A 25,983-nucleotide genomic window follows, 5' to 3' on the forward strand; every position below is an offset into this window, starting at 1 on the left:
CATCAGTTATCGGTTGGAAATGATTAAAAGTTAAGTTTCTAACGAGGGGATTTTGAACATAACCGCTGTCATTTAATTAAAAGAGACGTAAACGAAAAGAAAACAGCCTTTTATCAGACCAAAAAGAGTCTGATAAAAGGCTGGAATGTGTTGAAAAATCACTTTAAAGTTTGACGTCAAATTGGTCGGTCAACGTCTTCAAATCATCCGAGATTGTCTGCAACTCAGCAACATGTCCGATAAATTCTTCCATGGTTGCTAAAACTTCTTCGGCATTGGCTGAAACTTCTTGCGTACCAGCTGCGTTTTCTTCGGTTGAGGCAGAAATGGTTTCTAAGTTTTCAAGCACCATCTTTTGAATGGTAACAATTTGATTGGTGGCTTGTTGAATCTCTTCGACACCTTGGATCAGGTCATTGTTGCGACGGAAAACATTACTGGAAGAAGAAATGGCCTGTTGTATCAAGTCAGATTGTCTTTCGCCACCATCTAAGGATTGAGCGGTTTGTTCCACCATGGCCTTAGATTGACTCTGAATTTTATTTATAATGCTTTCAATTTCTTCCGTCGATTGTTTGCTTTGTTCAGCCAGTTGACGAATTTCAGAAGCAACAACGGCAAACCCACGACCTGCATCCCCAGCGCGTGCCGCTTCAATGGAAGCATTTAAAGCCAATAGATTTGTTTGATAAGAAATGGCATTAATGGCATGAATAATTTGATTAATGTCTTGGATATTTTCGTTCATTCCGTTCATATTTTGCATCAAAGTATTCATTTGATTTAATTCGCTTTGCCAATTTTGGTTGACTTGATCCATAACATCCATGCTTTCTTGATTCATTTGCAGCGATTCTTGCGACTGATTCGTCATGGTTGAAACATTGCCCATTAATTCATTGACGACAGTCGATAGCTGCTGCACTTGTGTCACGCTATTTTCTGTGTCATTGGCTTGTGAACTGGTGATTTCGGCAATCCCAGTAATTGTTTCAGCCACTTCTTCCGTTGCCGCGTTGGTTTGTTTTGATAATTCAAGTAAGGAATCAGACATGGAAGCGACATGAGCGCTTTCTCCTTGCACTTGATGGATGACGCCGCCTATCGCTGCAATCATCTGGTTGTAGCTTGCGACAAGGCGATGAATCTCGGTGCCATTTTCATCAGCGTAAACAAAGCGTTGGGCCCATGAAGTGACCGTCCAACGATTGGTTTCTTTGGCAGTCAAACGAGGAATCACATTTAGATGCCCTTGGCCAATTTGATCAAATTGATTCATCAAGATTAAAATAATTTGGCGTACTAAAGCGATAATCATCCAACTAATTGCTGCCACGATGAGGGCCATAATGACGAAAACAGCCACAGAAGAAAAGAAAAGTAATTGCTTTTCTCGAGCATATTCATTGTTCGCGATATTAATAATGACGAAAGACTCTGCCGGTGTTTTGCCACGATCGAAAAATAGATCCGATGTTTCGTTGTCGTTAATGGCAATATGGCCACTCGTTGCGGTTTCTTCATGAATACGCGAAAAGTGTTCGTATTGGCTGAAGTCCATCCCGATCAAGGAGGGATCAGTTGCACTCAAAATCAAACCATCGTTGGTTACTAAAAAGATTTCCCCCGTTCGACCGACACTTAGACTTTGCACAACATCGTCTACGTTTCGGTAGGAAATATCGGCGCTTAAAACAGCCCATTCTCCCTTTTTGTTTTGGAAAGCTTTTGCAATGGTGTTGACTGCTTTTCCTGTTGCAGCAGCTTGGTAAGGCTCCGTCCGAATGATTTTCCCTTTGTTGGCCATGGCCTGTTCATACCAAGGTCGTGAAGTAGGGACATAACCATCGGGGGTGCCGTTTGCTGAAGTAAAGACATCTTTTTCCGTGGTAAAGACCATTTGAGAAATATTTTGATCACCAGCGATAGCAAATTGCAGCCCTTTTTCAATTTCTGCTAAATCAAATGTTTCGCTAAACATCGGGTAGGCAAGTAAGGTGTCTAATTTGCCTTCAGCAGAAGCATAAATCGAGTCTTTGACTTCAAGAATGGTCTTAGAAACCGATTCTTGCGTCTGCTCATTGCGTTCAACTAATAAGTTGTTTGAGACAGTTGTCGAAGTAAAGAACATGGCTAGAATAGGTAAAACAGCGATTACCATCAAGGCGAAACCAATATAACTACCCACACTCTTTTGTTTTTTGAAAATTTTCATTTTAAATCAACATCCTTTTCTATTTGGTAAACACGAGAGAGACAAAAACGACCAGGTTTTCTTTCGCACCGTATCTTGTGGGCTGAGGAAGGGGGAGAGCCCGTGGATACATACTTTGAGACAAACCAGATAAATACGATGCGATTCAGAGAGCCCCTCTCAAAATCGAGGCGGATTGCGAGTCATCATCATAAAAATAAGAACCTAAATAGGAGTATCGGTTCAAAAAGAAAAGAATTATAGTTTTTTTTGAACAAAAATATAAAAAAGAAAGATTTGTGAAAAAAGAAAAATAAAAAAAGTGGAATCGCTAAAAATGACAACTTTTATATAGGAAGGGAAGAACAGGAAAGTTTGTGAAAAACTAGGTTAAGAAGTTTTTTTCGTAAGTAATTGGTAAAATGTTCATTAGATATTTCTAATGCGAGATAAAAAGAACAGAAGTTTTTGAGTTCAAATAACTAAAATTAAATTTGAAACCCTAGATTAATGTTGGTATCAAGCGGTTGATAACGTTTTTCACATAATGAGTAAAAGAAAGATTGTTTAAGAAGATGACTGTGAACAAAGAAGCATCGAATTAGAAAGAGGTTGTAAAAGTGAGAAAGATTTATTATACTGGTTCAGGACTCGAAAGATTGAACAAAACAATAATTGTTCTAAAGTGAAAAATAAATAAAAGAAGGAATCAATCACAACAATCAGTGTTCACTTTTTTTGGAAATTGAGATGAAAAATGAAAGGAGCGTGATGTCGATGGAGACATACAATCTTTTGAAAAATGCGTTGAATGTTTCAGCAACGCGCGCGAATCTAATCTCCACCAATATTGCGAATGTCAATACCCCTAATTATAAAACCAAACGCATTGAATTTGAAAAAGAGCTCCAAGAGGCAGTCGGGAAAAATTCGTTCAAATTACACACCACACATCCGAAACATATCGGCCACCTCACAGCAGTGACACCCCGCATCGTAGAAAACCAAATGACCAGTGTGAAAGCGAACGGAAACAATGTCGATCTAGATATCGAAATGGTCGATCAGGCCACAAACGGACTTTACTATCAAGCGCTTACAGCCCAAGTGAATGGGCGTTTAAAAATGATGAATTATGTGACGACTCACTAAACACCGCACGGGTCATTGATTGCGAATAAATAATCGTGAAGGGACGAACAAAAATGACTATTTTTACAGGATTAAACATTAATGCCAGTGGCCTAGCCTTGGAACGTTTAAAGCTAGACACGATTTCCACCAATATTGCGAATGCCAATACCCATCAAACGACGGACAGTGCCGCCTATCAAAGAAAAACCATTGAATTTTCAGAAAGTTTAAAAAAATTTCAATCAACGAATACGACACAAGCATCTCGTCCTCCAATGAGTTTTGGTGTAAAAGTAGACGGCATCTTACAAGATACAACAGAAAACGTGAGTTATGATCCGACCAATCCAGCGGCCGATGAAAATGGCTATTTGGCACTATCGAATGTCAATATGGCCGATGAAATGGTTGCCATGATTGAAGCCGTTCGTACGTATGAGGCCAATGCTTCGTCATTAGAAGCCAATAAACTGCTATTAAAAAAAGCCCTTGAAATATCAAAAGACTAAGCCAGAAAGCGAGAAAATACCATGGACCCAATCAATCACATGCAACAATTAGTAAATTATCGTTCAAGTCTTCAAGAAGCAACCAACCCCCATGCAGTGAATGCAAAAATAGGAACGACAGATGAAACGGGCAAAACATTTAGTGATTACTTTAGCCAAGCCTTTACGCAAATCAATCAAAAAGTAGAACAAATGGATCAAGATACGCTCGATGTGATAACAGGCAACGAAACCGACTTAGCGCAAGTCATGATTCGAATGAATGAAGCGCAATTGACTTTGCAAACAGCAACCCAAATTCGAAATAAATGTTTAGAAGCATACAACGACATCAAGGGGATGCAATTTTAAAAAGATGAGGAGAATGAAATAAATGGTTGCGAAATTGAAAGATGGGTTAGAACAATTAAAAGAGAAATGGCAAGAAACTAGTCCGCTCGTCAAAAAAGCAATCGTTTTATTTGCCGTCAGTGCCGTCGTTGTAGGTAGCTTTGTCTTTTACTTCGTAACAAAGGTTGATTACGGAATCTTATTTTCAGACATGAGTTCCGCAGATGCTGGCATGATTAGTCAAGATTTAAAAGAAAAGAAAATCCCTTATCAACTGAAAGACAACGGGAAGACGATTTTGATTCCGGTAACTGAAATCGATGAATATCGCATTGACTTAGCAGTTGATAATAAATTACCAGATAGTACAACAGGTTTTGAATTATTTGACACTGCTGGGATTATGACGACCGATGAAGATCGTAAAATCATGTATCAACGAGCGCTAACAGGTGAGTTGCAGCGAGCGATTCATTCCTTGGATGGTGTCGAAAAAGTAAAGGTCATTTTAGTCACACCAGAGGATGACTTGTTTTCGACCAATCAAAAAGAAGCAACGGCGTCCATTGTTTTAACCTTAAAAAAGGCTTTAGAACCAGCCTCCATTCAAGGGATTGTGGCGCTGACGACAGGTGCCGTTGAGAATTTAAAAGCGGAAAACGTCAAAGTGGTTGACAGTAATGGTCAAATCTTGTCAGTGGTGGAAGAAGAGGATGATTTTTTCCAAGGTGGCGCAAACAATAAGTACATGGAAATGAAACGTAGCTATGAAGAAAGCCTGGAAAAGAAAGTGGAGCGTTTATTAGAACCAATCTATGGAGCCGATCGGGCGAAAGTTTCCATTAACGTCGATTTAGATTTTGATTCTGTGGAAAGCACACGGACAACCTATGGCAATCCTGAGGTGCGCAGTGAAAACGTGCAAGCGACAGGAACGGGCGAGGACATTGAACGTGCTCAGACCGGCCAAGTCAACGACAACGTGACAAACGTAACAGGTGGTACAAATGAAGGCAATAGTAGTTACAGTCGGAGCATTAATAATGAGTTAGATACAGAAGTTGTGACCACAATTAATGCACCAGGGACCATTCGTCGAATGACTAGTTCAATCGTGGTTAGCGCCAATGTCCCTGCTGACGTTCGCCGTGAATTAGAAGCCTTGGTCGCTTCAGCGGTTGGCTTTGATGAAACGCGCGGAGACAATATTGCTGTTCAAGGAATAGACTTTAACCAAGGGGAAGAAGTCATCGAAGAGGAGACGCAAGGAGGGGCAATCGCTATCAAAGACAATTTCAATCAATACTTACTCTATTTTGTTATTTTTTCAGGTGTGATTTCCACCTTACTCATTGTGATTTTGACAATTGTCTTGCTAAAAAGAAAACGTCAAGAAGAAAATTACCTCGTAGCGGATGAAGAAGTTGAAGAAATGACTGAAGAAGCACGCGTGACGGCAGCACCAATTTTTGAAACCTTCGATGTCGCTGATGAAACGCCTCAAAGGGATGAACGAGAAGAAAACGAAAATCCAATCGAGAAAAAACGTCAACTTCAAAAAGAACAAGTCCGTGAACAACAACGAAAAGATAAAGCCGCGAAAGACTATGCCGTTGAAAATCCAGAAGTCGCAGCAGAATTAATAAAATCTTGGTTAAAAGAACTTAAATAACAGGGAGTGAAAACGATGGATTCAATTGAGGGTGTAAAAAAAGCAGCCATATTATTAATTTCATTAGGTTCTGAGACCTCCTCGCAAATTATGAAACTCCTCCCTGAAGATGTGATCAAGAAGGTTAGTTATGAGATTGCGAACATGGAATTTGTGAGCCCAGAAGAAAGGGACCGTGTTTTAGAAGAATTTGTTGAAACTTCTGCCGCTAGAAGGTATGTCGTTGATGGCGGAATTGATTATGCTAAAGACTTGTTACAACAAGCTTTAGGACCCCAAAGGGCCAAAGAAGTGATCGATGTCTTAACACAAATTCAATTAAGAGAGCGCCCGTTTAATATGGCACGAAAAGCCGATACCCAACAATTAACAAATGTCTTGTTGAATGAACATCCACAGATTGTCGCCTTGATTCTATGCTATATGCAACCAGAAAAAGCAGCAAATATGTTGGCGCAGTTTCCTGATCACTTGCAAGTGGAAATTGCTGAAAGAATTGGTACGATTTCAAGTACTTCACCGGCCATCATTGCAAAAATCGAAAAAGTCATTGAAAACCGCTTCTCCAATTCGATTGAAAGTGACACCGAAACAGTTGGTGGCGTGAATACCTTAGTTGAAATCTTAAATTCCGTTGGACGTAGCACAGAGAAGAATATCTTGACCGATTTAGAAAGTCGCCAGCCGGACTTATCCAATGAAATTAAGGCGAGTCTCTTTACCTTCGAAGACATCGTTGGCTTGGACCGCTTGGATGTTCAAAAAGTCCTTCGCGATGTGGAAAACAGCATGTTAGTCTTGGCGCTTAAAGGGACAACGGATGATATTCGCCAATTTATCTTTGGCAACCTATCAAGTCGTGCAGTGGAAAACATTAAAGAAGAAATTCAATTTATGGGGCCAACCCGTCTATCTGCGGTAGAAGAAGCACAACAACATGTTGTTGCAGTAATTCGCCGCCTCGATGAAACAGGTGAAATTTATATCGGAAGAGGCGATCAAGATGCAGTGGTCAAGTAAGCATATTTTAAAAGATATTCGTATGGAGGCCCATCAAAAACCGATTTCCATTGAAACGATTGTGCCGCTTGCGCCAAAGCCGGTTCGGACTTCGGAACCTATAAAAGAAAAAAAAGCTGCTTTGACCCCAGAGCAACGAAGAGCTTTTGAAGAACAGGCGGCCAAAGAAAGAGAAGCTGCACGCCTAGCAGCAGAATTAAAAAAATTGAACCAACTAAAAGAAGAAATGCTGGCACAAGCGCAAACACAAGCGCAGCAGATTTTGGAAGAGGCACAGCTAGAAAGTGAACAAATCAAAAAAGCGGCTTATCAAGCCGCTTTTGAGCAGGGAGAAAAAGCTGGAAATCAAGCCGGCTATCAAGCAGGAATCGAACAAGCGACAGTCACAGCGCATGGCTTATTGCAAACGGCACAAGCCAATGCCGAAGCGATCTTCGAAGAAAGTCAAAAATATGTGCAAGAAAAGAAAAGCGAATGGACCGAGGCTGTCGTTCAAATGGCTGAAGCCCTTATCAAAAAACAGTTTTCAGTCGATGAACAAACCATTTTAGCCGTGTTAGAACCCCTATGGTTGGAAATTGAACAACCTGACCAAATGTTGCTTGTGCGAACGCATCCCGATCACGTTCAAGTCCTCAAGGAAAGACTCGAAGAAAAGAAAAAAGAAATCAGCCACTTCCGTTATGTTGTGCTAAAAGAAGAAAGTTACCATCCGTATCAAGTCGAAATCGAATCGGATGAAATGCTTTTAACATTTGATTTAGAAAAAGAACTGCACACATTTTTACAGCAGTTGAAAAAGGGTGAGTAAGAAAATGACGATTCATTTACCGTTCGCTTCGTTTATTGAAAAAGCCCAACAAACACCCTTTCGTACCTTATACGGCAAAGTAAGTGAAGTCGTTGGGCTAATCGTTAAAGTGGAAGGGCTCGACGTGTTTGTCGGTGAAATTTGTGAAATTGCCGTGCGTAACGGTGAGAAAAAAACACTTGCTGAAGTAGTAGGTTTTGTGAAAAAAACAGTCTTGCTCATGCCTTTAGACGAACTCGAAGGGATCGGTCCTGGCTGTTTAGTGAAACCAACAGGGAAAACTTTGACAATCAAAATAGATGATCAGCTGTTAGGAAATACCTTAGATGGTCTAGGACGACCAATGGATCGTTGGATTGATACCTCAGACTTTGAAGAGTACCCTGTCATGCAAGATTCACCTGATCCTTTTGAAAGGGAAAAAATCGGCGCGGTTTTACCAACCGGTGTTCGAGCAATCGATGGGTTACTAACAGTAGGTGAAGGGCAACGGCTCGGTATCTTTGCCGGAAGTGGTGTTGGGAAATCGACCTTGCTAGGGATGATCGCCAAATATTCTGAAGCGGAGATTATTGTCATCGGTCTAATCGGTGAGCGAGGCCGTGAAGTCAAAGAATTTATTGAAAACGAACTGGGACCTGAAGGATACCGTCGTTCGGTCGTGGTCTGTGCGACTTCGGATGCGCCACCGCTCGTTCGTTTGAAAGGGGCCCATGTCGCCACGGCGATTGCCGAGTATTATCGTGACAAAGGCAAAAAGGTGGTCCTAATGATGGATTCTGTGACACGTTTTGCGATGGCGCAACGTGAAATCGGCTTATCGATTGGTGAACCGCCAACGACCAAGGGCTACACCCCTTCAGTCTTTACTGCTCTACCCAAATTACTGGAGCGAAGTGGGATGTCAAATAAGGGATCAATCACGGCTTTTTATACGGTTTTAGTTGAAGGAGACGATATGAATGAGCCTATCGCGGATGCGGTACGTGGAATTTTAGACGGCCATCTGATTTTGTCGCGAAAAATTGCCGCTCAAAATCATTATCCTGCGATTGATATTCAAAATAGTTTAAGCCGCTTGATGAAAGCCATTGTAACACCCGAACAATCGAAAAACGCCGGTGACTTAAAAGAAAATTTAGCGACCTATCAAGAAGCCAAAGATTTAATTGATATTGGCGCCTATAAGCCCGGCAGCAATGCGGTCGTAGACTATGCGATTAGCTTACACCATCCAATCAATCAATTTTTACGCCAAAGTGTCGATGAATTTTCAGAATATCAACAAACACAGAGGCAACTACAGCAGTTATTTACTTAGTATTTTTGAAAGATAAAAAAGAAAGAGGCAGAACATGCAAAAGTTTACCTTTAGTTTAGAAAAAGTATTAGATGTACGTTGGACAGCTGAAGAAGAGGCCAAGCAAGCATATGCGACCGCTCAACAAGCTTTGTATGAACAAGAAGAAAATCTTCGTTTGCTTCGACAAGAAAAGGCAGAACTTTTAGAAGTGCCTGAAGTCGGAGTGAATCGCATGCAAGTCCGTTACTGGTATTTGATGGAGTTGGAACGTCAAACCGATTTGGCACAATCTCAAGTCGCTCATTTTCAACAAGCAGTCGAGGTCGCGCTCGAACATTACATTCACGCGCAAAAAGAAAGAAAAATACTAGAACGTTTAGAAGAAAAAAAATGGGAAGAACATCAAGTCGAAATGAAACGCGAAGAACAAAAAACGTTAGACGAGATGGGGCTGCGCAAGTTAGCCATTCAATAAAAGGGGAGGAGGGGAAGAAATGAAAGAAATCCAAGCCGCAACGACTGCGGTATTCGTGGGGAAGAAGGCCAGCGGTCACGCACAAGCAATCGATTCGCCAACCTTTCAACAATTCCTCCAAGGCTATACTTGGTCAGCCGAGTCAAATTCCCCCCAGGGAGAATCGGAAGTAGACGACGCCTTATTCAGTGAAACAGAGAGTGAGTCAACACTCGAAAGGGGAATGACTGACGAGTTCGTACCAGATGAAGGGCAAGCAGCTTTCAGCGAAGTGCCTGTTGCTCCGCCAGTTGTCGAAAATCAAGCGCCCCTTCAATTGCTTGAGAGTCCATTGACGGCACAACAGTCAATGAACTTCGCCGCTCAATGGACCGAGCCAGAAGCAAGGACTGAGGAGGAATGGCTTTTAAGAGGAAATGTGACACCTGTCACGGAGTCGTTGATCAGCAGTCGCTTGGCAGGACCATTGGAACAGCCAGCAAGTGAGCAGTGGAACGAAAACACCCCCTCACTTGTCGCAGGTCAGCAATCACAGGTAGGTCAAACATTCCTTGAAGGGCAAGCGGAGCGGGTCCATTCGATCGAAGAATCCGACAATCAATCGTTGGCCAAGACGGCACCTAAAGAAGTGAAGCAGGTAGAAACAAGTACGGTGCTGCCAAAAGAATCGCCAGTAACGATGGCAGAAAAAATTAACGTTAGCCCAGAACCGTTGGCAGCAAACGCGGTACAAGCGACGATGACTTTCCCAAGTACCGTCATTGAAAAAATGGAACATGGAAAAAGCGAAGCAGTCCCGATGGCCGTGATTGAAAAAATCAGCCAACCACTCGTCGAAAAAGTCACGACCATGAACACTTTTGACACTCAAAAAATCACAGTGGCACTCTTACCTGAGAAATTAGGCAAAATGGAAGTGACCATTCAAGTTACCAATCAAAAGGTGCAACTTGAATTTCTAGTTGAAAGTAGTCAGACGCGACAGATGCTTGAAACCATCACGACAAAGTTCGAACAAGTCTTAAATAAACAAGCCTTTCCACCGCAATTGTCGCAAGAAAAAGTCACACCAGCGACACCGCTAGCATCACCATTACAAAACGAAATGGGCTTTTTTAATCAATCTGCTTTTCAGCAAAGTTTTCAACAAGAAAGACAACAAGCTACGTTTTCTGGGAAAACAGGTCCCCAAAAAACATTTGCTGACCTTACAACAGAAAAGATGGAAAACCTTCCAAGTAAGGGCAGTGTGGATCTTTTAGTCTAAATCGAAAAAGAAAGGAACGAACAATCAATGCCAAGTTCAGTCAATAACTTTGCGAATACTTATGGACCAGAAGTTGCTTCTGCTCGTAATCGCGAAAAAAGCAATCCATCGGATATTTCAATGGATGATTTTTTGAAAATTTTAGCGGCATCAATGAGTAATCCGACCGTAATGGGCGGAGAATCCGGAGGTGGCGGTAACGCCGGTACGGATTATATTGGCCAATTCATTCAATTTACTTCATTACAACAAATGAAAGAAATTGGGGATGGCATGGTCAGTTCGTTACAAATGACTCAACAACAACAAGCCTTTGATATGATTGGCCGTCAAGTGACAATTGCCGATGGCGAAGAAACTGTTCAAGGGATTGTTGAAAAAGTCAAATTTGTCAATGGCTATGCCACGATTGTTGTGCACGGAACGGAGTATTATTTAGGCGCTGTGCAAGAAGTCGGTGACCGAATAGGACGCACCGATGAAGCGGACTCGACACCTACACCAGAGGAATCAGCGGACGAATGAGACCGATAAGAAACGATTTCGATTGGCTGGGGATTCAAGCGAAGGCGGCACAGCCTTCGCGTCCGGTGAAAGCGAGCGACCAAACCCGTTTTGAAGCACATCTTCAAGCCAAAAAAAGAGAAGTTCATGTCTCAAATCATGCCAAAAAGCGGCTGGATTTGCGACAACTTCACTTGCAAGCAGAGGATTATCATCAATTGAATCAAGCCATCAATGAACTAGAAGAAAAAGGCGGCAAAGAATCTCTCCTAGTTTATAAAGAAATGGGTTTCATTGCGAATATTCAAAATCGAACGATTATTACCGCGATGGATATGGAAGAACTCCATACCATTACCAACATTGATAGTGCCAAATTTATTAAATAAAAAACGGCTGGACTTGAAAAAGAGGCCCTTGCATTTTCGGACTGATTGAAGAAAATGCCCAACAATAGGAGGATGAAAGAAATGTTACGATCATTATATTCAGGTGTTAGTGGAATGAAAGGTTTACAAACAAAAATGGACGTGGTTTCCAATAATATTGCAAACGTGAATACGGTTGGCTTTAAATCAAGCCGTGTCGTCTTTCAAGATATTATGAGTCAGACAACAGGGAGTTCGAGTGCAGCAGGAAATGGTTTAGGGGGGCAAAATGCCCAACAAGTTGGACTAGGTGTCCAAATTGGTGCGATTGACACGGTGCATACAGTCGGCGCACCGCAATCAACTGGGCGAGAACTGGACTTTTACATTAGTGGCGGAGGTTATTTTGTTTTACGTGGTCCGGGAGCAGATGGAGAAGCAGTGAATTACTATACGCGTGATGGGTCGTTCGTTCGTGACTCTGAAGGAAACCTAACCAATAGTGGCGGGATGAAAGTCATGGGTGCCGTTGTGAATCCGCCGGTTGAGTATGATGACAATTTCCAATTAGATTCCGTGCCGGTCGATGAAAATAATTTGACAACCTTAGCTGTCCCAGAAACCTTACCTGGTGCGGCTGATCCCAATGACCCTTCCGCAGAATACAAATCGATGGGCATTGATGCCAACGGGTTAGTCTTGGCTCGGTATGGGGACAAGACTTATGTCGTGGGTCGTGTTGGACTTGCAACATTTAATAATCCCGATGGTCTAGAAAAAGTCGGCGGTAATAACTATCAAGTAGGTGCCAATACGGGAGATCCAATTATTGGTGTCAGTGGTGCAAATGGAACAGGTGCCCTCCGTTCAGGTGCGCTAGAAATGTCAAATGTGGATTTATCAAGTGAATTTACAGAGATGATTATTGCTAACCGTGCTTACCAAGCCAACGCACGAACCATTACAACATCTGATGAAATGTTACAAGAATTAATTAATTTAAAACGTTAACCGTTCCTTAAACGATCAAAGAGGTGAAAACAATTGATTCTTTTAACCGCATTAAATAAAAAAAGTTTTTATTTAAATCCCGATTTAATTTATCGCATGGATGAAACACCCGATACGACGATTACACTTACCGATGGCAAGACCCTTGTTGTCGGTGAATCGGCTCAAGTGGTAGCTGCCCGAATTCTGGCCTATCGTCGAGAAATCTATCGTGAATTACTCCAAGCAGTGAAACAATCAGAAGAATAGGAGAAAAAGACGTGGCAAAAAATGAAAAAAAAGCGAAAAAAAGCAAAAATGAAGAGGGAATTCTTGAAGGGGAAGCGACGCTAGTGGAGAAAAAACCACTAAATTTGGCTATTTTGATTCCGATGATTGCCGTGATTGCCATCGCAGGGAGTATTGCAGGCACGATTATTACCAATAAGTTCATCGCACCTCCAGTTGTTGTCGGTGCAGAAGGTTCAAATGGTGGGAATGCTGCGGGGAGCAGTAAAATTACCGATGATCAAGTCATTGTCCCGATGGATGAGTTCTTGGTGAATCTTGCACAAGGAGAAAAAGAAAAAGCCCAATACATTCGGATTACCCTTTCGTTATTAACAGGTGGGGAAAAAGATAGTCAGGAAATCACGAAAAATGTCGCGGTGATGCGTGATAGCATCGTCAATACTTTGCGTCAAAAAAGCAGTACGGATATTTTAGCTGGAGCAGAAGGTGTCGCCAACTTAAAAAGCGAATTGCGCGATGCGATTAACGAATCCTATGGCAAATCGATTATTGTCGAAGTATTTATTACCGATTTTGTGATTCAGTAATGAAAGGTTGAGAACAAGAAATGGAACTATTTTTTTCTGTACTTAAAATGATTGTCTTTTTACTCGTTATCATCTATGCCATCAATTGGTCGCTAAAGTATTTAAACCGCTACACGAACCAATCGGCCGATGCAATTCAAGTCATTCAACGTTTAGGTGTGAATAAGTCTTCTTCGATTGCGATTGTAAAAATTTTAGATCAGTACTATATCATGAGTTTGTCGGAACACCAAAACCAGATTATAAAGATTTTATCGCCAGAAGAAGTTTTGCAATATCAAGCAACGCTCGCCCCTCAAACAGAACCTTTTGTTCCAAGTGCTTTTTCAGAGTTAGTGAAAAGCAAAGTGGAACAATTAACCAAAAAGAAAGAGGAGTAAGGACATGAAAAGTAGAAAAAATAGGACCTTTTGGTGGATGGCTTTTTTGCTAGCGGGCTTGGTTTTCTTTTTCAAACCAATCCCCGTTGAGGCCGTCACGACCGATGAGTGGACCAACACCATCAGTCAACTTGTAACTAATGGTGACGGCAGTAACACGGTTGTGAATAATTTTATCTTAATTACGCTTCTTTCCTTGATTCCTGTCCTACTGATTATGACGACTTCCTTTACTCGAACGGTCATGGTTTTGTCCTTTGTGCGAAATTCTTTAGGAACGCAACAAAACCCACCGAACCAAGTCTTAATCGGTTTAGCCTTGTTCCTAACCTTTTTTGTGATGCGTCCGGTCTATACGGATATTTACGAACAGGCGATTCAACCCTATCAAGCGCAAGAAATTTCACAAGAAGAAGTATTTGAGCGCTCAGAAAATCGCATGAAAGAGTTTATGTATGGCCAAACACGCAAGCAAGATTTAGAGCTTTTCCTAGAAATTGCCGAAGAGAAAGGCAAGTATCCTTCTTACCAAGAAGTACCCCTAACAATCTTAACCCCGGCTTTTATTATCAGCGAGTTACGAACGGCTTTTAGTATTGGTTTTTTACTTTTCATCCCTTTTTTAATTATTGATATGGTTGTCGCCAGTATTTTAATGTCAATGGGGATGTTTATGTTATCGCCAGTCATGATTTCCTTGCCGTTTAAATTATTGCTCTTTGTCTTAGTGGATGGCTGGTATTTAGTAGTGGAGTCTTTGGTTCGTAGTTTTCAGTAAGAATAAATCTCGAAAGAAAGTAGGGAGCGATCGATGTCAATTGAACTTGTTGCCCAAGTGATGCGTGATGCCTTTTTACGAATTTTATTAGTAGCTGGCCCAGCCGTACTCGTGGCGTTAGCGGTAGGTCTAGTGGTGAGTGTGTTCCAAGCAACCACTCAAATTCAAGAACAAACCTTAAGTTTTGTCCCAAAATTAATTTCTATTTTTTTAACCATCTTGCTTGCAGGAAATTTTATGCTCAATTTATTAATCAATTTTACGAAATCGATTTTTAAAATGATTGCATCGATGTAGGGCCTGTCCGATGGAACAAGTACAATTAGGCTTACTTATTTTTATCCGAATGACTGCTTTTATGGTGATTTCACCCGTTTTTTCTCAAAAGGGGATTCCCAATCTTGCGAAAGTGATGCTTTCTGCGGCTTTGATGCTTGTGACTTTTCCGCTTGTGACTGATTTTGAAGTCATCGGCAATCTCTTTCTTTTTGCACTGGTCGTTTGGAAAGAAGTACTTTTTGGCCTCGCCATGGGATTTTTAAGTCAATTGATCTTTACTGGGGTTGAGATGGCCGGACAAATGATTGACTTTCAAGTCGGTTTCTCGATGGCGCAAGCCTTCGATCCGACCTTTGAAATGATGGCCTCACAGTATGGCAAACTCTATTACTGGTTGACACTGATGCTCGTCTTTTTAACGAATTTGCATCATTTATTAATCAAAGGCTTGATTGCGTCTTTTCGTCTCGTTCCTTTAGGTGCAGCCACCTTAGAAGGCCCAACGGTTGAAGGCGTGATGAGACTCTTTGCGCTGACCTTTGAAATGTCTTTGCATTTAGCGGCACCTCTAGTGATTTCAGCCATGATTATTGATATTTTGCTCGGAATCTTATCCCGTTCGATTCCACAAATTAATGTCTTAATGATGGGGATGCCAATGAAGACTTCGATTAGTTTTGTGATGTTCTTATTGCTTTTACCAAATACCCTAGAGTATTTGACCAAGATGCTGCCAAGGTCCATTCAGTATCTGAACGAATTTATCAAGGCCATTGGACAAGTGAGGTGAGGAAATGTCTGACAAAGATGGAAAAACAGAACAACCAAGCCCCAAGCGATTAAAAGACTCGAGGGAAAAGGGCGATATCCCCAAAAGTTCCGACCTTGTCCCAGCCTTGTCTTTATTCGCTTTTTCCATGGTCTTTCTTCCCTTATGGGAGTACGTTACTACCCAATTGATTCCCTTAATGACGAGCAGTTTTCAACGGCTCGCAAATTATGAGACCTTATTAAATGATTTGCCAAAGCTAGGTGTTCAAACAATCGGCTTCTTTTTTCTCCTGTGCGGTCCTTTCCTAATCGTGAGCGTGCTAGTCGCTTACTTGGGAAATTTAGTGCAAGTCGGACTTCTTTTTTCAACCAAAGTCATCAAACCGAATTTTAAGAAACTCAATCCAATTGCTGGATTTAAAAACCTATTTGGCATGCAAGCCATCATGAACAGTTTGAAGACGATTGCCAAGTTTGTACTTGTTTTTTACTTATGTTATCAAAAATTTGTCGCGGTTTTGCCTGAAATTACAAAATTAAATCAAGTCGGCACGCAACAATTATTGAGCTTTCTTTTAAATTTTGCCAAAGAGCTGATGTTTCAAATTGCGATTTTCTTGTTTGTGATTGCCTTGGGAGATTACATGTATCAACGCTATAGTCATCGTAAAAAGTTACGCATGACAAAACATGAAATTAAAGAAGAACATAAGCAAATGGAAGGGGACCCCCAAGTCAAAGCCCAGCGAAAAGCACAACACCAAGCCAACATGCGTAACTCCATCGCTAAAGTGAAAGAAGCGACTGTAGTCATTACGAACCCGACGCATTATGCGATTGCGATTCGTTACCAAGTTGGTGAAGATGACATTCCGACCGTTTTAGCCAAAGGGATGGACGAAATTGCGCAAAAGATGAAAGAAGAAGCCAAAAAATTACAAGTTCCAATGATTGAAAACCGAGCAGTCGCACGGGCGCTCTATCCTTTAGTAGAAGCGGGCGATCACGTTCCCGTTGAAATGTATGAGTCCATTGCAGAAATCATTGCGCTTGTGTACCAGTTAGAAGAAAAAAAGAAACAGAAAATTTAAGGAAAAGTAGAGGAGAGAATACACGATGGATGGAGCAAGACCCCAAAAAAATAAAGCAATCAGCCTAGCAGATATTTTGATTTCCTTTTTAGTCGTTGGGATAATCGCCTTGATTTTAATCCCCTTACCAGCGGCCATCCTCGATTTATTAATTATCGTTAATTTAACTATTGGGATGAATATCTTATTGATTACTTTATTTACAAAAAACGTGTTAGAATTCGCCACTTTTCCTACCGTTTTATTAATTACGACGATGTTTCGCCTAGGATTGAATTTATCTTCAACCCGTTTAATCTTAACGCAAGGCAACGGCGGGCATGTCATTGATGCCTTTGCCAATGTCGTTGCCGGCAGCAATTACATTGTCGGTATCATTCTCTTTGTGATTATTATGATTGTGCAACTCGTCGTGGTTACCAATGGTGCCGGACGCGTTTCCGAAGTTTCGGCCCGTTTCACCTTAGATGCGATGCCTGGAAAACAAATGGCCATTGACTCGGATTTAAATTCCGGTTTAATTACGGAAGAAGACGCCCGCAAACGCCGGAAGGACTTGCAACGTGAAGCAGATTTCTTCGGTTCGATGGATGGTGCGAGCAAGTTCGTAAAAGGAGACGCGATTGCCGGAATTTTAATTACCGTCATCAACTTGATTGGCGGTTCCTTAATCTTCTCGATGGGCGGGCAAATGAGTATGGGAGAAGCCTTCATGACATTCGGCAAGCTTTCCATCGGTGACGGACTAGTCAGTTCCATCCCTGCCCTGCTGATTTCGGTAGCATCCGGGATTATGGTTACTCGCTCTGATAACGGTAGCTCCTTTGGGAAGGACATCGCAGAGGACGTTTTACGCAATCCGATGCTGTTTCGCATAATGGGAGTCATCCTCTTCGTCTTAGCTTTAGTCCCAGGTTTTCCTTTTCTCCCATTTATTCTAATTGGAATCGGCTTGTTTGCTGCGAGTTTTGCGATTAAGCAACAAGAAGAAAAAATCGCGAAAGAACAAAAAAAGGAAGCCCAGCGTTTAGCCTTGCAACGAAAAAAAGACCAGCAAGAAGAAGACGATTCAGTCGCTTCTTTCCAAGTCGAGCCGATTTCGATTGAAATTGGTTACGGTCTAATTCAAATGATTGATAGCACCACTGACAATAGCTTGATGAACCGAATTATTGCGATCCGAAAACAAAGTGCCCATGAATTGGGGATTCTCGTCAGCCCGGTTCGCATACGCGATAACTTATATTTAGAACCAAATGACTATTCGATTAAGATTCGTGGCAACGAAGTCGGAAAAGGCGATATTTATCCGAATAAATTTATGATTTTGCGTTCAAATGAGGAAGACTTTCCCTTTGATGGCATCTTGACCAAGGAACCGGCCTTTAATCTAGAGGCGATGTGGATTGATGAAAAAGATCGTGACATGGCAGACTTACAAGGTTTTACCATTATTGAACCCTTAACCGTTATTGCCACGCATTTGAAAGAAATCATTTATGAACATGCGCCGGAACTCCTTGGTCGTCAAGAAGTCCAAAAATTATTAGAAGGAATTAAAGAACAATACAGTGTTGTCATTGATGAACTGATCCCTGATATTTTACGTCTAGGAGAAGTGCAAAAGGTCTTGCAAAATTTACTAGACGAACAAATTCCAATCAATGACTTGGCCACAATTTTAGAAACATTGGCCGATTACGGTTTGGTAACCAAAGATACCGAGACCTTAACTGAGTACGTTCGTCAGTCGTTAAAACGTACGATTGCTGCAAAATACATGGATGAAGCGCAGCAGTTAAAAGTAATTGTCCTTCACCCAAAAGTGGAAGACCTCGTGACACAAAGCATTCAAAAAACAGCGACAGGATCGTACCCTGTCTTAAAACCCGAATCCGTCAATTTACTCTTAGAAGCACTAGGAAATGTGCATCAACAATTAATGGCGGAAGGTACGCCCCATGTAATTTTGGCTTCTCCTAAAATTCGTTTGGCGATACGCAAACTGATTTCCTTTAATTTTCCAGATATTGCTGTCTTATCCTTAAATGAAATCCCGAATGAAGTCATGATTGAGTCTGTTGGTAGTATCGAAATCTAGTCTAAGAGAAAGGATGCCTTCAATTGTATGAATTAAGTTTGGAAGATGAAATAATCAAGTATTTACCGTTAGTGGAACGAGTAGTGAACCGAATTAAGATTAAAAACACGGATTATGAACAAGGTGATTTATTTAATATTGGTGTGATTGGTTTAATGGATGCTCTAAAAAAATATGATCCAACAAAGAAAGTTCCTTTTGAAAGTTACGCCGCCATCCGAATTCGCGGGGCAGTGTTTGATGAAGTTCGGAAACATGGCAAGATTTCTCGTTATCGAATGGGGCAATTGAATGCCTACTATCAAGCAAAACAAGAACTCGAACAAATCGAAAAACGAGAAGTCACAGACCTAGAAATTTGCGAACATTTACAAATTAATCAAAGTCAGCTAAACGATATTTACGATAGTTTAAACTACTTAGCCAGTGTTTCCTTAGAGGCAACCTTGTTTAATCAAGACGATGATGGCCTCACGGTTGAAGATACTTTAGTCGATGACCGCGTGGAAAATGCAGAAGAAGAAGTCGTTGAAAATGAACGCAAACAAGCATTGCAAACAAGCATTGAGACCTTAACCGAGCGCGAACAAATTATTTTAAACCTCTACTATACAGAAGAGTTAACCTTAAAAGAAATCGCAGAAATTTTAGGTGTTTCCATTGCTCGAGTGTCCCAAATTCATGGAAAAGTGATTGGTAAATTAAAACTGAAAATTGAGGAGGAGTTACGATGATTCGTTCGATGGATACATTAACGAAAAGTTTTCAATTATTACAAAAAAGACAAGAAAATACTAGTAGCAATCTCGCCAATAGTCAAACAAATGGGTATCAAAGCCAACGCTTGTTTCAAAAGACCCTAGAGGAAGTCAACTTACACAACTATCAAGGCGGACCTGAAGTCAATCGTCGCCACGAGGTGGGAGGCTTCACTTTTGGCAATGAGTTAGCTGGCACCCAGTTAAATACGGAGCGAGGAGCCCTGGAACAAACTGGACGTCCAACAGATTATGCGCTAGTGGCAGATGGTTATTTTAGCGTTCGTCTACCAAATGGCCAAGAGTCGTATACGAGAAATGGTCATTTTACGACAAACGACCAAGGACAATTGGTCACCCAAGAAGGCTACCTTGTTTTAGGAGCGGCTGGACAAGGCGTTTTGGCCAACCAAACCTCGCCGAACTTTCGAATCGTTCAATTGGATGCAGCGGGTACGCTTAACCATCAAGGAAATGGCTACTATACGAGCGAGACTGCGGGTCAAGTTTTACAAAATCCGCTGACAAGACAGGGCTTTTTAGAAACGTCCAATGTAAAAGTTGCTGATGAAATGGTCGAACTGATGCAGACCGCACGTGAATTTGAAGCCAATCAAAAAACCTTAAGTACTATCAATCAAACATTACAAAAAGCGACCAATGAAATTGGCCGAGCATAGGAGACTTGATTTATGAATCATCTATTAAATATTAGTCGGTCAGGTATCAATGGCTTGCAACAAAAACTTGATGTGACGGCCCATAACTTGGCAAACGTCAATACGGCCGGCTACAAAAGGAAAACCTTGCAGTTTCGCGAGCTACTCAATAACCCGATTGCCAACCAGGCACCGGTCAACGAAAATGCCAATCCAGCAGTGATTAATCGTGGGGTCGAAGGACTGGTCATGCAAGACCTTTGGCAACAAGGCAGTTTTTTAGAAACGGGAAATCCGTGGCATTTTGCCATTGAGGGCGACGGGTTCTTTGGTGTGCGTGATGCCAATAATCAATTACTCCTTACCCGTGCGGGCGCTTTTGGCCAAGATGAAACGGGTCGTCTAGTGAACCAACAAGGGGAAGCAGTGGAAATGACCGATTTTTTACCTAGTAACCAATGGCCCAAAGGAGAAATCCATGTCACCGCAAGTGGTGCAGTGAGCATTGTCCACGCGGATCAACAAACGCCCGTCGGTCAAATCCGCCTCTACCAACCAACCGATTTCAATGCCTTGGTGGCAGTCGGAGAAAACCATTTTCAAGTCAATCCAGGCACCGCACTTGTGGAAAGCTTGCAAGGCAGTCGAATTCGTCAAGGGTCTTTAGAGCAATCAACCGTTGATGTGGCTCAATCGATGAGTGACATGTTGGTGACGCAAAGGGCCTACTCCTTGAATACACGTGCGCTTCAGTCAACCGATGAGATGTTCAGTACGATTAATCGTTTTACTGAATAGTTAGGTGACAGCGATGATTAAAGTAAAAAAACTCAATAAAATATACAAAAATGGCCAACAAGCCCTCAAAAATATTTCTTTTGAAATTACCCAAGGCGAGTTTGTCTATTGTGTTGGACCAAGTGGCTCAGGGAAAAGCACCTTGTTTAAAAGTTTATCAAAGGAAATTCAGGTGACGAGTGGGGCCATTCAACTAAGCCAATATCGGGTCGATCGAATTCCCGCTCGTGACCTCTATCTCCTTCGTCGAGAGGTCGGGATTGTCTCACAAGAAGACCTCTTGCTTGCGGGCATTTCTTGTTATGAAAACATTGCTTTTTCTTTACGGGTTCTCGGATTGAGTAAAAAAGAAATTCAAGAAAAGACTTTGGCGGCCTTAGCTTTAGTTGACATGACGGCTTATCAAAAATACTTGCCTGAAGAACTTTCAATCGGTCAAAAAAAGAAAATTGCGATTGCACGGGCTTTGGTCAATCAACCACCGCTTTTATTGGCGGATGAACCAACAGCCAACCTTGATGTGCATTCGGCCGTTGACCTAATGAAACTCTTTTTAAAAATTAACCAACGGGGCACAACGATTTTACTAGCCACGCATGATAGCACGATGGTCAACTCGATTCGCCATCGCGTCTTGGAACTCAATGCAGGCGCCTTAATTCGTGATGATCGAAAAGGTGGCTATACGCGTTTTTCTGATCCGAAAGACGTCTATGTTTGGTAAGGGACCTTAAATGAAAGGAACCGCTATCCGATACTTGTTAGTAGGACTCTATCTTGTGAAAGAAAATCAAGGTGTAGCGTCTTAAAATAAGGAGAATAGAAGGGATATGCCGATGAAGAAAGAGAATAAGCAAAGAAAGAAACAGACACTAAAAGGAATACTCACCTCTTTATGGCCGTTGACAATTACGGCAGCAGGACTTTTAGGAGGCTATGTTTTTTTAATTAAACCAATGGAAGACCCCACAATGATCCAGCGTTTTCTCGCTTTTTCTGTCACATTGATTCTTTTACATGCAGTCTTACGCATTCTTTTAGCGCTAGGGAACAAACCAGTCAACCAAAAAGAATTTCAATTGGTCTTGGCTGAATTAGAAAGCGTTCGGGGCGGTGATTTTTCAACGCAAAGTAATTTAACAGAACAAATCAAAGATGGCAAACTAAGTGAACTTGCCGATCATTTAATGGCGGTGGTAAACACCTTTAAAGCCGTCTTAGTTGGGATGAAAGAAGAAGGCACGAGCATGAGTGGCATGGTCGACCAATTAACGAATACGTCACAACAAGCCAAAAATGCGATGGGCAATATTCAAGCGTCCATGGATACGATTGCGCAAGCCAGCCGTTCCGAAGCACAAGAAGCAGAAGCCACCGTGCAGCAAATGAATGAATTGTCACAAGGGATCGAACACCTTTATGCGGAAATTAATCAGATGACCGGTTATGCCGATCAATCGCACGAAAGCAACATTCATAATTCACGCTTGATTTCAGAAGTGTTTGAAAGTTGGGAACAAGAACGCCAAAATCAATCCCAACTGGTGGAACAAGTCAATGCGATGAACGCAGGGATTCAAGACATTGGAAAAATCGTTCAATTGATTAATGATATCGCTGAACAAACTAATTTGTTGGCATTAAATGCCTCCATTGAAGCCGCACGAGCAGGTGAAGCCGGACGTGGGTTTGCGATTGTTGCAGAAGAAGTACGGAATTTAGCGGAACAAAGCAATGAATCCGCCAATAACATTCGAACAATGATTGACACGATTCGTTCAAGTTCCGGTCAAATCGCCAAAGAAATTGGGCGCTCGTTTGACGAAGGGCAAGCACGAACACAAACGCTAAATGAAGCAATGGCTTCTTCCAACACCGTTTCTGAAATTGTGGAACTCTTTGTAAATAGTATCCAATCAACGGAAAATTACTTAGCACAAATCGTTCAAAAACAAGAACTCGTGCAAAACTCAGTGAGAAACATTTCAGAGGCGGTCGTAGAAACCTCCAGCGGGACACAAGAAGTTCATGCGAATTTAGAAGATTTCTCCCTCTTAATTGATTCCTTTGAAGCGAATACCAAGGAAATGGAAACCATTGCCATGATCTTGAAGTATCAAGTTGAAAGCTTTAAGTTATAAAATAATACGCAGAAAAGAGAGGGAAACGATGGAACAATATGTTGTATTTAAAAGTCACGGTCAATTCTTTGCCATTTTAGTGCAAAATGTGGATCGGATTATTGAAGCAAACCAATTCATTCAATTACCAGAAGTCTCTGATTTTATTTTGGGTGTGTATGAATACCAAGAGCGTATGATTCCAATTGTGGATATTCGCAAAAAATTATTTAAAGAATACACCGAGAAAAAAGCAGAGACCAAAGTGATTTTATGTCAGTGGGAAGGACAATCCCTCGGCTTATACGTCGAAGACATTGTTGGCATTTCTTATATGGCAGATACGGCGTACGAAGAAGGTTTAGTTCGGGCGGCATCGAAACAAGGATACATTGATAAATTCTTAAAACTCGACGAGCAAGTAGTCATGATGCTATCGATGGACTTTTTGTTTAATAATCAGCAAGAAACGCCGGCTTTGGAAGAGTTAGAAGGGCTCATCCAAGCCCAAGAACAGGCAGCGGACTAAATGATGCAACCACCAAAAGAAGTGCGGGTGGGGATTTCAGATTATAAAACCGCCCAGGCACCAAACAAATTAATTACCGTTGGACTCGGCTCTTGTATCGGTACGATTATTTATGACGAACGCTCCAAGGTCGGCGGGCTAAGTCATATTATGTTACCTGATAGTCGTTTCTTTACCAACCGTCAAGAAATTAAAGTGGCAAAATTTGCCGACTTAGCCATCCCGCAAATGGTCAAAGAAATAAAATTGCAAGTGCCACGGCCGCAATTAAAAGCAAAAATGGTCGGTGGCGCGAGCATGTTTGCCTTTGGAAATGCCCAGTCCGGGCCAGGCATTGGCGAAAGAAATATTGAAGCGGTTGAGAAAATCTTACAAGAGTTAAATATCGCCATTGTCTCAAAACACGTGGGTGGCAATGCCGGTCGAACCATGGTCGTTGATTTGAATGATTTTTCAACCATGGTTCGGATTGTTAACAAAGAGGTTGTTTATATTTAGAGGAGGGTAAAAATGGATATATTCGTCGTCGATGATTCGGCGTTTATGCGTAAAATTGTGACCGACTTGCTGCGAAAGATGCCCAACGTTCAAGTCACGCATACAGCAAGAAATGGCAAGCGCGCCTTAGCCCTTTTAGAAGAATACCAGCCAGATGTCATCTTATTGGATGTCGAGATGCCGATTTTAAATGGCCTAGATACGTTAAAAATCATTAAAGAAAAATATGACATTCCCGTCATAATGCTGAGTGCCTTAACCAATAAAGAAATTACGATTGAAGCGTTGAATCTAGGCGCTGCTGATTTCGTTGAAAAACCAATGAATATCAAAGAAATAAAAGAAGAATGGATTCGTGAATTTTATTGGAAGATTAAAAGTCTCCCCCAACAAGAAACACGAACCAATGAACCAGTCAAAGAACGCCCAGTCGTCGTGCCCCCACCAAGTGTCGTAAAATTTCCGACACGGGTGCAAGCAGTCGTGATTGGTGCTTCAACCGGTGGCCCCAAATCCTTGTTGAAAATCATCAAAGATTTACCGGCACCATTGCGTCTACCAATTTTTATCGTCCAACATATGCCAAAAGGCTTTACCGCTTCATTTGCTCAACGGATGAACGAAGAATCTCAAGTGGAAGTCAAAGAAGCCGAGCATGGTGAACCGATTCAAAACAAGGTCTACCTTGCACCGGGCGATTACCATATGGTTGTGCGTGATGGCCGTATTTGGTTAGATCAAGAAGAAAAAGTGCATGGCACGCGACCAGCTGTCGATCATCTCTTTCGCTCAGCCGCACAAGTTTACGGCAAAGAACTTGTTGGCCTCCTCTTAACCGGAATGGGACGAGACGGAGCCGCTGGGATGAAGCAAATCGTCCTGCAAGGCGGGTACAATATCGCGCAAGACAAAGAAAGTTCCATCGTCTTTGGTATGCCGCGGCACGCCATTGAAGCCGGAGTCGTGCAAGAAGTTTTAGGACTGGAAGCGATTGGAACAAAATTAAAACAGATTGTTAGGTGAGGAAAGTGGCATTAAATTTTGATTTTTTTAATCAATGGGTGGAAAAGAAATTAGGCATTCAACTAGACGCCTATAAAGAACGCCAAATGCAACGTCGCATCGGGAATATCGTAGAAGCCTCAGGCCATACGACGCTAGAAAGCTACGCAAAATATTTAGAACAAGATGCTGTGGCAAAACAAGAATTTCTATCGCATCTTACAATCAATGTCACAGAATTTTATCGCAATAAAGAATTATTTGACGCCTTTGAGAAGCAGATTGTCGCGCTCAGCCAAACCACACCAGAGTTGAAAATTTGGAGTGCCGCTTGTTCGATTGGTTCTGAGCCTTATACGCTCTCAATGATTTTAAAGAACAACCAGATTTCACGAGCGAAAATTGTCGCCACCGATTTAGATGTCGACATTTTAAAACGCGCTCGAACGGGTCGTTACACGCAAAGCGAGGTCAAAAACGTTCCTACAACCGATTTGGCCCAGCACTTTACCGCAATCGACCAAGACTATCAAGTCAAGCCGCATGTGAAACTACCTGTACACTTTAAACAGCATGATTTATTAAAAGATCGCTACGAAACCAAATGCCACATTATCGTTTGTCGTAACGTAACGATTTATTTTAAAAACGAAGCACGCGATGAAGTCTATCGCAAGTTTAGTGAAGTGTTAGAACCAGGGGGACTGTTATTTACTGGCGCGACGGAGACCATTAATTTTTCGGAACGCTTTGGCCTAAAAAAAATTGATTCATTTATTTACCAAAAAAATGGCACCATTTAA

At 41.7% G+C, this 25,983-nt stretch carries 30 protein-coding genes; 29 read left to right on the top strand and 1 reads right to left on the bottom strand.

Going from position 1 to position 25,983, the window contains the following annotated elements; all coding sequences use genetic code 11:
* Nucleotides 1-163: 163 nt before the first annotated feature.
* Nucleotides 164-2,215 (bottom strand): methyl-accepting chemotaxis protein, encoded by a 2,052-nt coding sequence (locus ACYSNO_RS10180; protein ID WP_461730978.1) that lies wholly within the window; start codon nucleotides 2,213-2,215, stop codon nucleotides 164-166.
* Nucleotides 2,216-2,971: 756 nt separating this feature from the next.
* Here ACYSNO_RS10180 and flgB point away from each other — a divergent pair.
* The 29 genes from flgB to ACYSNO_RS10325 all read left to right on the top strand — a co-directional run bounded on the left by flgB (nucleotide 2,972) and on the right by ACYSNO_RS10325 (nucleotide 25,983).
* Nucleotides 2,972-3,346: a flagellar basal body rod protein FlgB gene (gene flgB / locus ACYSNO_RS10185; RefSeq protein ID WP_461730979.1), complete on the top strand. Its 375-nt coding sequence runs from the start codon at nucleotides 2,972-2,974 to the stop codon at nucleotides 3,344-3,346.
* Nucleotides 3,347-3,399: 53 nt separating this feature from the next.
* A complete protein-coding gene (gene flgC / locus ACYSNO_RS10190; RefSeq protein WP_461730980.1) occupies nucleotides 3,400-3,837 on the top strand; it encodes a flagellar basal body rod protein FlgC in 438 nt (145 codons plus the stop codon).
* 21 nt (nucleotides 3,838-3,858) lie between these two features.
* Nucleotides 3,859-4,188: a flagellar hook-basal body complex protein FliE gene (gene fliE, locus ACYSNO_RS10195; RefSeq protein WP_461730981.1), complete on the top strand. Its 330-nt coding sequence runs from the start codon at nucleotides 3,859-3,861 to the stop codon at nucleotides 4,186-4,188.
* 22 nt (nucleotides 4,189-4,210) lie between these two features.
* Nucleotides 4,211-5,839, top strand: a complete 1,629-nt coding sequence (fliF, locus tag ACYSNO_RS10200; RefSeq protein WP_461730982.1) for a flagellar basal-body MS-ring/collar protein FliF — start codon at nucleotides 4,211-4,213, stop codon at nucleotides 5,837-5,839.
* 15 nt (nucleotides 5,840-5,854) lie between these two features.
* The gene (fliG, locus tag ACYSNO_RS10205; RefSeq protein ID WP_461730983.1) at nucleotides 5,855-6,859 is read left to right on the top strand and encodes a flagellar motor switch protein FliG; all 1,005 of its coding nucleotides are present in this window, start codon (nucleotides 5,855-5,857) and stop codon (nucleotides 6,857-6,859) included.
* On the top strand, nucleotides 6,843-7,670 hold the full coding sequence (locus ACYSNO_RS10210; protein ID WP_461730984.1) for a FliH/SctL family protein: 828 nt from the start codon (nucleotides 6,843-6,845) through the stop codon (nucleotides 7,668-7,670). The genes fliG and ACYSNO_RS10210 overlap by 17 nt, the downstream gene beginning before the upstream one ends.
* 4 nt (nucleotides 7,671-7,674) lie before the next feature.
* On the top strand, nucleotides 7,675-8,991 hold the full coding sequence (gene fliI / locus ACYSNO_RS10215; protein ID WP_461730985.1) for a flagellar protein export ATPase FliI: 1,317 nt from the start codon (nucleotides 7,675-7,677) through the stop codon (nucleotides 8,989-8,991).
* 34 nt (nucleotides 8,992-9,025) lie between these two features.
* On the top strand, nucleotides 9,026-9,448 hold the full coding sequence (gene fliJ, locus ACYSNO_RS10220) for a flagellar export protein FliJ (RefSeq protein WP_461730986.1): 423 nt from the start codon (nucleotides 9,026-9,028) through the stop codon (nucleotides 9,446-9,448).
* Between the two features lie 19 nt (nucleotides 9,449-9,467).
* A complete protein-coding gene (locus ACYSNO_RS10225) occupies nucleotides 9,468-10,715 on the top strand; it encodes a flagellar hook-length control protein FliK (RefSeq protein ID WP_461730987.1) in 1,248 nt (415 codons plus the stop codon).
* A gap of 27 nt (nucleotides 10,716-10,742) precedes the next feature.
* Nucleotides 10,743-11,240: a flagellar basal body rod modification protein gene (locus ACYSNO_RS10230; protein ID WP_461730988.1), complete on the top strand. Its 498-nt coding sequence runs from the start codon at nucleotides 10,743-10,745 to the stop codon at nucleotides 11,238-11,240.
* On the top strand, nucleotides 11,237-11,608 hold the full coding sequence (locus tag ACYSNO_RS10235; RefSeq protein ID WP_461730989.1) for a flagellar protein: 372 nt from the start codon (nucleotides 11,237-11,239) through the stop codon (nucleotides 11,606-11,608). Before ACYSNO_RS10230 ends, ACYSNO_RS10235 begins: the two co-directional genes overlap by 4 nt.
* An 81-nt stretch (nucleotides 11,609-11,689) precedes the next feature.
* Complete coding sequence (locus tag ACYSNO_RS10240) at nucleotides 11,690-12,598, top strand: flagellar hook-basal body complex protein (RefSeq protein WP_461730990.1); 909 nt, start codon at nucleotides 11,690-11,692, stop codon at nucleotides 12,596-12,598.
* Nucleotides 12,599-12,631: 33 nt separating this feature from the next.
* The gene (locus tag ACYSNO_RS10245; RefSeq protein WP_461730991.1) at nucleotides 12,632-12,847 is read left to right on the top strand and encodes a flagellar FlbD family protein; all 216 of its coding nucleotides are present in this window, start codon (nucleotides 12,632-12,634) and stop codon (nucleotides 12,845-12,847) included.
* An 11-nt stretch (nucleotides 12,848-12,858) separates the two neighbouring features.
* Nucleotides 12,859-13,416, top strand: coding sequence for a flagellar basal body-associated FliL family protein (locus ACYSNO_RS10250; RefSeq protein ID WP_461730992.1), 558 nt, complete (start codon nucleotides 12,859-12,861; stop codon nucleotides 13,414-13,416).
* Between the two features lie 20 nt (nucleotides 13,417-13,436).
* A complete protein-coding gene (locus ACYSNO_RS10255; protein ID WP_461730993.1) occupies nucleotides 13,437-13,796 on the top strand; it encodes a flagellar biosynthetic protein FliO in 360 nt (119 codons plus the stop codon).
* Between the two features lie 4 nt (nucleotides 13,797-13,800).
* On the top strand, nucleotides 13,801-14,574 hold the full coding sequence (gene fliP / locus ACYSNO_RS10260; protein ID WP_461730994.1) for a flagellar type III secretion system pore protein FliP: 774 nt from the start codon (nucleotides 13,801-13,803) through the stop codon (nucleotides 14,572-14,574).
* A gap of 60 nt (nucleotides 14,575-14,634) precedes the next feature.
* The gene (gene fliQ / locus ACYSNO_RS10265; RefSeq protein WP_461731020.1) at nucleotides 14,635-14,871 is read left to right on the top strand and encodes a flagellar biosynthesis protein FliQ; all 237 of its coding nucleotides are present in this window, start codon (nucleotides 14,635-14,637) and stop codon (nucleotides 14,869-14,871) included.
* A 10-nt stretch (nucleotides 14,872-14,881) separates the two neighbouring features.
* On the top strand, nucleotides 14,882-15,643 hold the full coding sequence (gene fliR, locus ACYSNO_RS10270; protein WP_461730995.1) for a flagellar biosynthetic protein FliR: 762 nt from the start codon (nucleotides 14,882-14,884) through the stop codon (nucleotides 15,641-15,643).
* Between the two features lie 4 nt (nucleotides 15,644-15,647).
* The gene (gene flhB / locus ACYSNO_RS10275; protein WP_461730996.1) at nucleotides 15,648-16,715 is read left to right on the top strand and encodes a flagellar biosynthesis protein FlhB; all 1,068 of its coding nucleotides are present in this window, start codon (nucleotides 15,648-15,650) and stop codon (nucleotides 16,713-16,715) included.
* Nucleotides 16,716-16,740: 25 nt separating this feature from the next.
* The gene (gene flhA / locus ACYSNO_RS10280; RefSeq protein ID WP_461730997.1) at nucleotides 16,741-18,816 is read left to right on the top strand and encodes a flagellar biosynthesis protein FlhA; all 2,076 of its coding nucleotides are present in this window, start codon (nucleotides 16,741-16,743) and stop codon (nucleotides 18,814-18,816) included.
* Nucleotides 18,817-18,839: 23 nt separating this feature from the next.
* Nucleotides 18,840-19,550 carry a sigma-70 family RNA polymerase sigma factor gene (locus tag ACYSNO_RS10285; protein WP_461730998.1) on the top strand — a complete coding sequence of 237 codons (711 nt, stop codon included), beginning with the start codon at nucleotides 18,840-18,842 and terminating at the stop codon, nucleotides 19,548-19,550.
* Entirely contained in the window at nucleotides 19,547-20,254 is a 708-nt protein-coding gene (locus tag ACYSNO_RS10290; protein ID WP_461730999.1) for a flagellar hook-basal body protein, read from the top strand. Before ACYSNO_RS10285 ends, ACYSNO_RS10290 begins: the two co-directional genes overlap by 4 nt.
* Before the next feature lie 12 nt (nucleotides 20,255-20,266).
* The gene (locus ACYSNO_RS10295) at nucleotides 20,267-21,031 is read left to right on the top strand and encodes a flagellar hook-basal body protein (protein WP_461731000.1); all 765 of its coding nucleotides are present in this window, start codon (nucleotides 20,267-20,269) and stop codon (nucleotides 21,029-21,031) included.
* A gap of 13 nt (nucleotides 21,032-21,044) precedes the next feature.
* Nucleotides 21,045-21,755, top strand: coding sequence for a cell division ATP-binding protein FtsE (locus ACYSNO_RS10300; protein WP_461731001.1), 711 nt, complete (start codon nucleotides 21,045-21,047; stop codon nucleotides 21,753-21,755).
* Between the two features lie 112 nt (nucleotides 21,756-21,867).
* Complete coding sequence (locus ACYSNO_RS10305) at nucleotides 21,868-23,172, top strand: methyl-accepting chemotaxis protein (RefSeq protein ID WP_461731002.1); 1,305 nt, start codon at nucleotides 21,868-21,870, stop codon at nucleotides 23,170-23,172.
* A 28-nt stretch (nucleotides 23,173-23,200) separates the two neighbouring features.
* Nucleotides 23,201-23,680: a chemotaxis protein CheW gene (locus ACYSNO_RS10310; RefSeq protein WP_461731003.1), complete on the top strand. Its 480-nt coding sequence runs from the start codon at nucleotides 23,201-23,203 to the stop codon at nucleotides 23,678-23,680.
* Nucleotides 23,681-24,178 (top strand): chemotaxis protein CheD, encoded by a 498-nt coding sequence (locus ACYSNO_RS10315; RefSeq protein WP_461731004.1) that lies wholly within the window; start codon nucleotides 23,681-23,683, stop codon nucleotides 24,176-24,178.
* Nucleotides 24,179-24,190: 12 nt separating this feature from the next.
* Nucleotides 24,191-25,201 (top strand): protein-glutamate methylesterase/protein-glutamine glutaminase, encoded by a 1,011-nt coding sequence (locus tag ACYSNO_RS10320; protein WP_461731005.1) that lies wholly within the window; start codon nucleotides 24,191-24,193, stop codon nucleotides 25,199-25,201.
* Nucleotides 25,198-25,983 (top strand): CheR family methyltransferase, encoded by a 786-nt coding sequence (locus ACYSNO_RS10325; RefSeq protein WP_461731006.1) that lies wholly within the window; start codon nucleotides 25,198-25,200, stop codon nucleotides 25,981-25,983. Before ACYSNO_RS10320 ends, ACYSNO_RS10325 begins: the two co-directional genes overlap by 4 nt.

It is taken from the genome of Enterococcus sp. LJL98 (genome assembly GCF_054871745.1).

Excerpts from the sequence above, each read along its gene's own strand:
- ACYSNO_RS10310 (WP_461731003.1), top strand. The coding sequence starts at position 23,201 with ATGGAACAATATGTTGTATTTAAAAGTCACGGTCAATTCTTTGCCATT.
- flhA (WP_461730997.1), top strand. The coding sequence starts at position 16,741 with ATGGATGGAGCAAGACCCCAAAAAAATAAAGCAATCAGCCTAGCAGAT.
- fliQ (WP_461731020.1), top strand. The coding sequence starts at position 14,635 with ATGCGTGATGCCTTTTTACGAATTTTATTAGTAGCTGGCCCAGCCGTA.
- ACYSNO_RS10240 (WP_461730990.1), top strand. The coding sequence starts at position 11,690 with ATGTTACGATCATTATATTCAGGTGTTAGTGGAATGAAAGGTTTACAA.
- fliJ (WP_461730986.1), top strand. The coding sequence starts at position 9,026 with ATGCAAAAGTTTACCTTTAGTTTAGAAAAAGTATTAGATGTACGTTGG.
- flhB (WP_461730996.1), top strand. The coding sequence starts at position 15,648 with ATGTCTGACAAAGATGGAAAAACAGAACAACCAAGCCCCAAGCGATTA.
- ACYSNO_RS10290 (WP_461730999.1), top strand. The coding sequence starts at position 19,547 with ATGATTCGTTCGATGGATACATTAACGAAAAGTTTTCAATTATTACAA.
- ACYSNO_RS10320 (WP_461731005.1), top strand. The coding sequence starts at position 24,191 with ATGGATATATTCGTCGTCGATGATTCGGCGTTTATGCGTAAAATTGTG.
- ACYSNO_RS10300 (WP_461731001.1), top strand. The coding sequence starts at position 21,045 with ATGATTAAAGTAAAAAAACTCAATAAAATATACAAAAATGGCCAACAA.
- fliP (WP_461730994.1), top strand. The coding sequence starts at position 13,801 with ATGAAAAGTAGAAAAAATAGGACCTTTTGGTGGATGGCTTTTTTGCTA.
- fliG (WP_461730983.1), top strand. The coding sequence starts at position 5,855 with ATGGATTCAATTGAGGGTGTAAAAAAAGCAGCCATATTATTAATTTCA.
- ACYSNO_RS10295 (WP_461731000.1), top strand. The coding sequence starts at position 20,267 with ATGAATCATCTATTAAATATTAGTCGGTCAGGTATCAATGGCTTGCAA.
- fliE (WP_461730981.1), top strand. The coding sequence starts at position 3,859 with ATGGACCCAATCAATCACATGCAACAATTAGTAAATTATCGTTCAAGT.
- ACYSNO_RS10210 (WP_461730984.1), top strand. The coding sequence starts at position 6,843 with ATGCAGTGGTCAAGTAAGCATATTTTAAAAGATATTCGTATGGAGGCC.
- fliF (WP_461730982.1), top strand. The coding sequence starts at position 4,211 with ATGGTTGCGAAATTGAAAGATGGGTTAGAACAATTAAAAGAGAAATGG.
- flgC (WP_461730980.1), top strand. The coding sequence starts at position 3,400 with ATGACTATTTTTACAGGATTAAACATTAATGCCAGTGGCCTAGCCTTG.
- ACYSNO_RS10235 (WP_461730989.1), top strand. The coding sequence starts at position 11,237 with ATGAGACCGATAAGAAACGATTTCGATTGGCTGGGGATTCAAGCGAAG.
- fliR (WP_461730995.1), top strand. The coding sequence starts at position 14,882 with ATGGAACAAGTACAATTAGGCTTACTTATTTTTATCCGAATGACTGCT.
- ACYSNO_RS10180 (WP_461730978.1), bottom strand. The coding sequence starts at position 2,215 with ATGAAAATTTTCAAAAAACAAAAGAGTGTGGGTAGTTATATTGGTTTC.
- ACYSNO_RS10255 (WP_461730993.1), top strand. The coding sequence starts at position 13,437 with ATGGAACTATTTTTTTCTGTACTTAAAATGATTGTCTTTTTACTCGTT.
- flgB (WP_461730979.1), top strand. The coding sequence starts at position 2,972 with ATGGAGACATACAATCTTTTGAAAAATGCGTTGAATGTTTCAGCAACG.
- fliI (WP_461730985.1), top strand. The coding sequence starts at position 7,675 with ATGACGATTCATTTACCGTTCGCTTCGTTTATTGAAAAAGCCCAACAA.
- ACYSNO_RS10225 (WP_461730987.1), top strand. The coding sequence starts at position 9,468 with ATGAAAGAAATCCAAGCCGCAACGACTGCGGTATTCGTGGGGAAGAAG.
- ACYSNO_RS10305 (WP_461731002.1), top strand. The coding sequence starts at position 21,868 with ATGAAGAAAGAGAATAAGCAAAGAAAGAAACAGACACTAAAAGGAATA.
- ACYSNO_RS10315 (WP_461731004.1), top strand. The coding sequence starts at position 23,681 with ATGATGCAACCACCAAAAGAAGTGCGGGTGGGGATTTCAGATTATAAA.
- ACYSNO_RS10230 (WP_461730988.1), top strand. The coding sequence starts at position 10,743 with ATGCCAAGTTCAGTCAATAACTTTGCGAATACTTATGGACCAGAAGTT.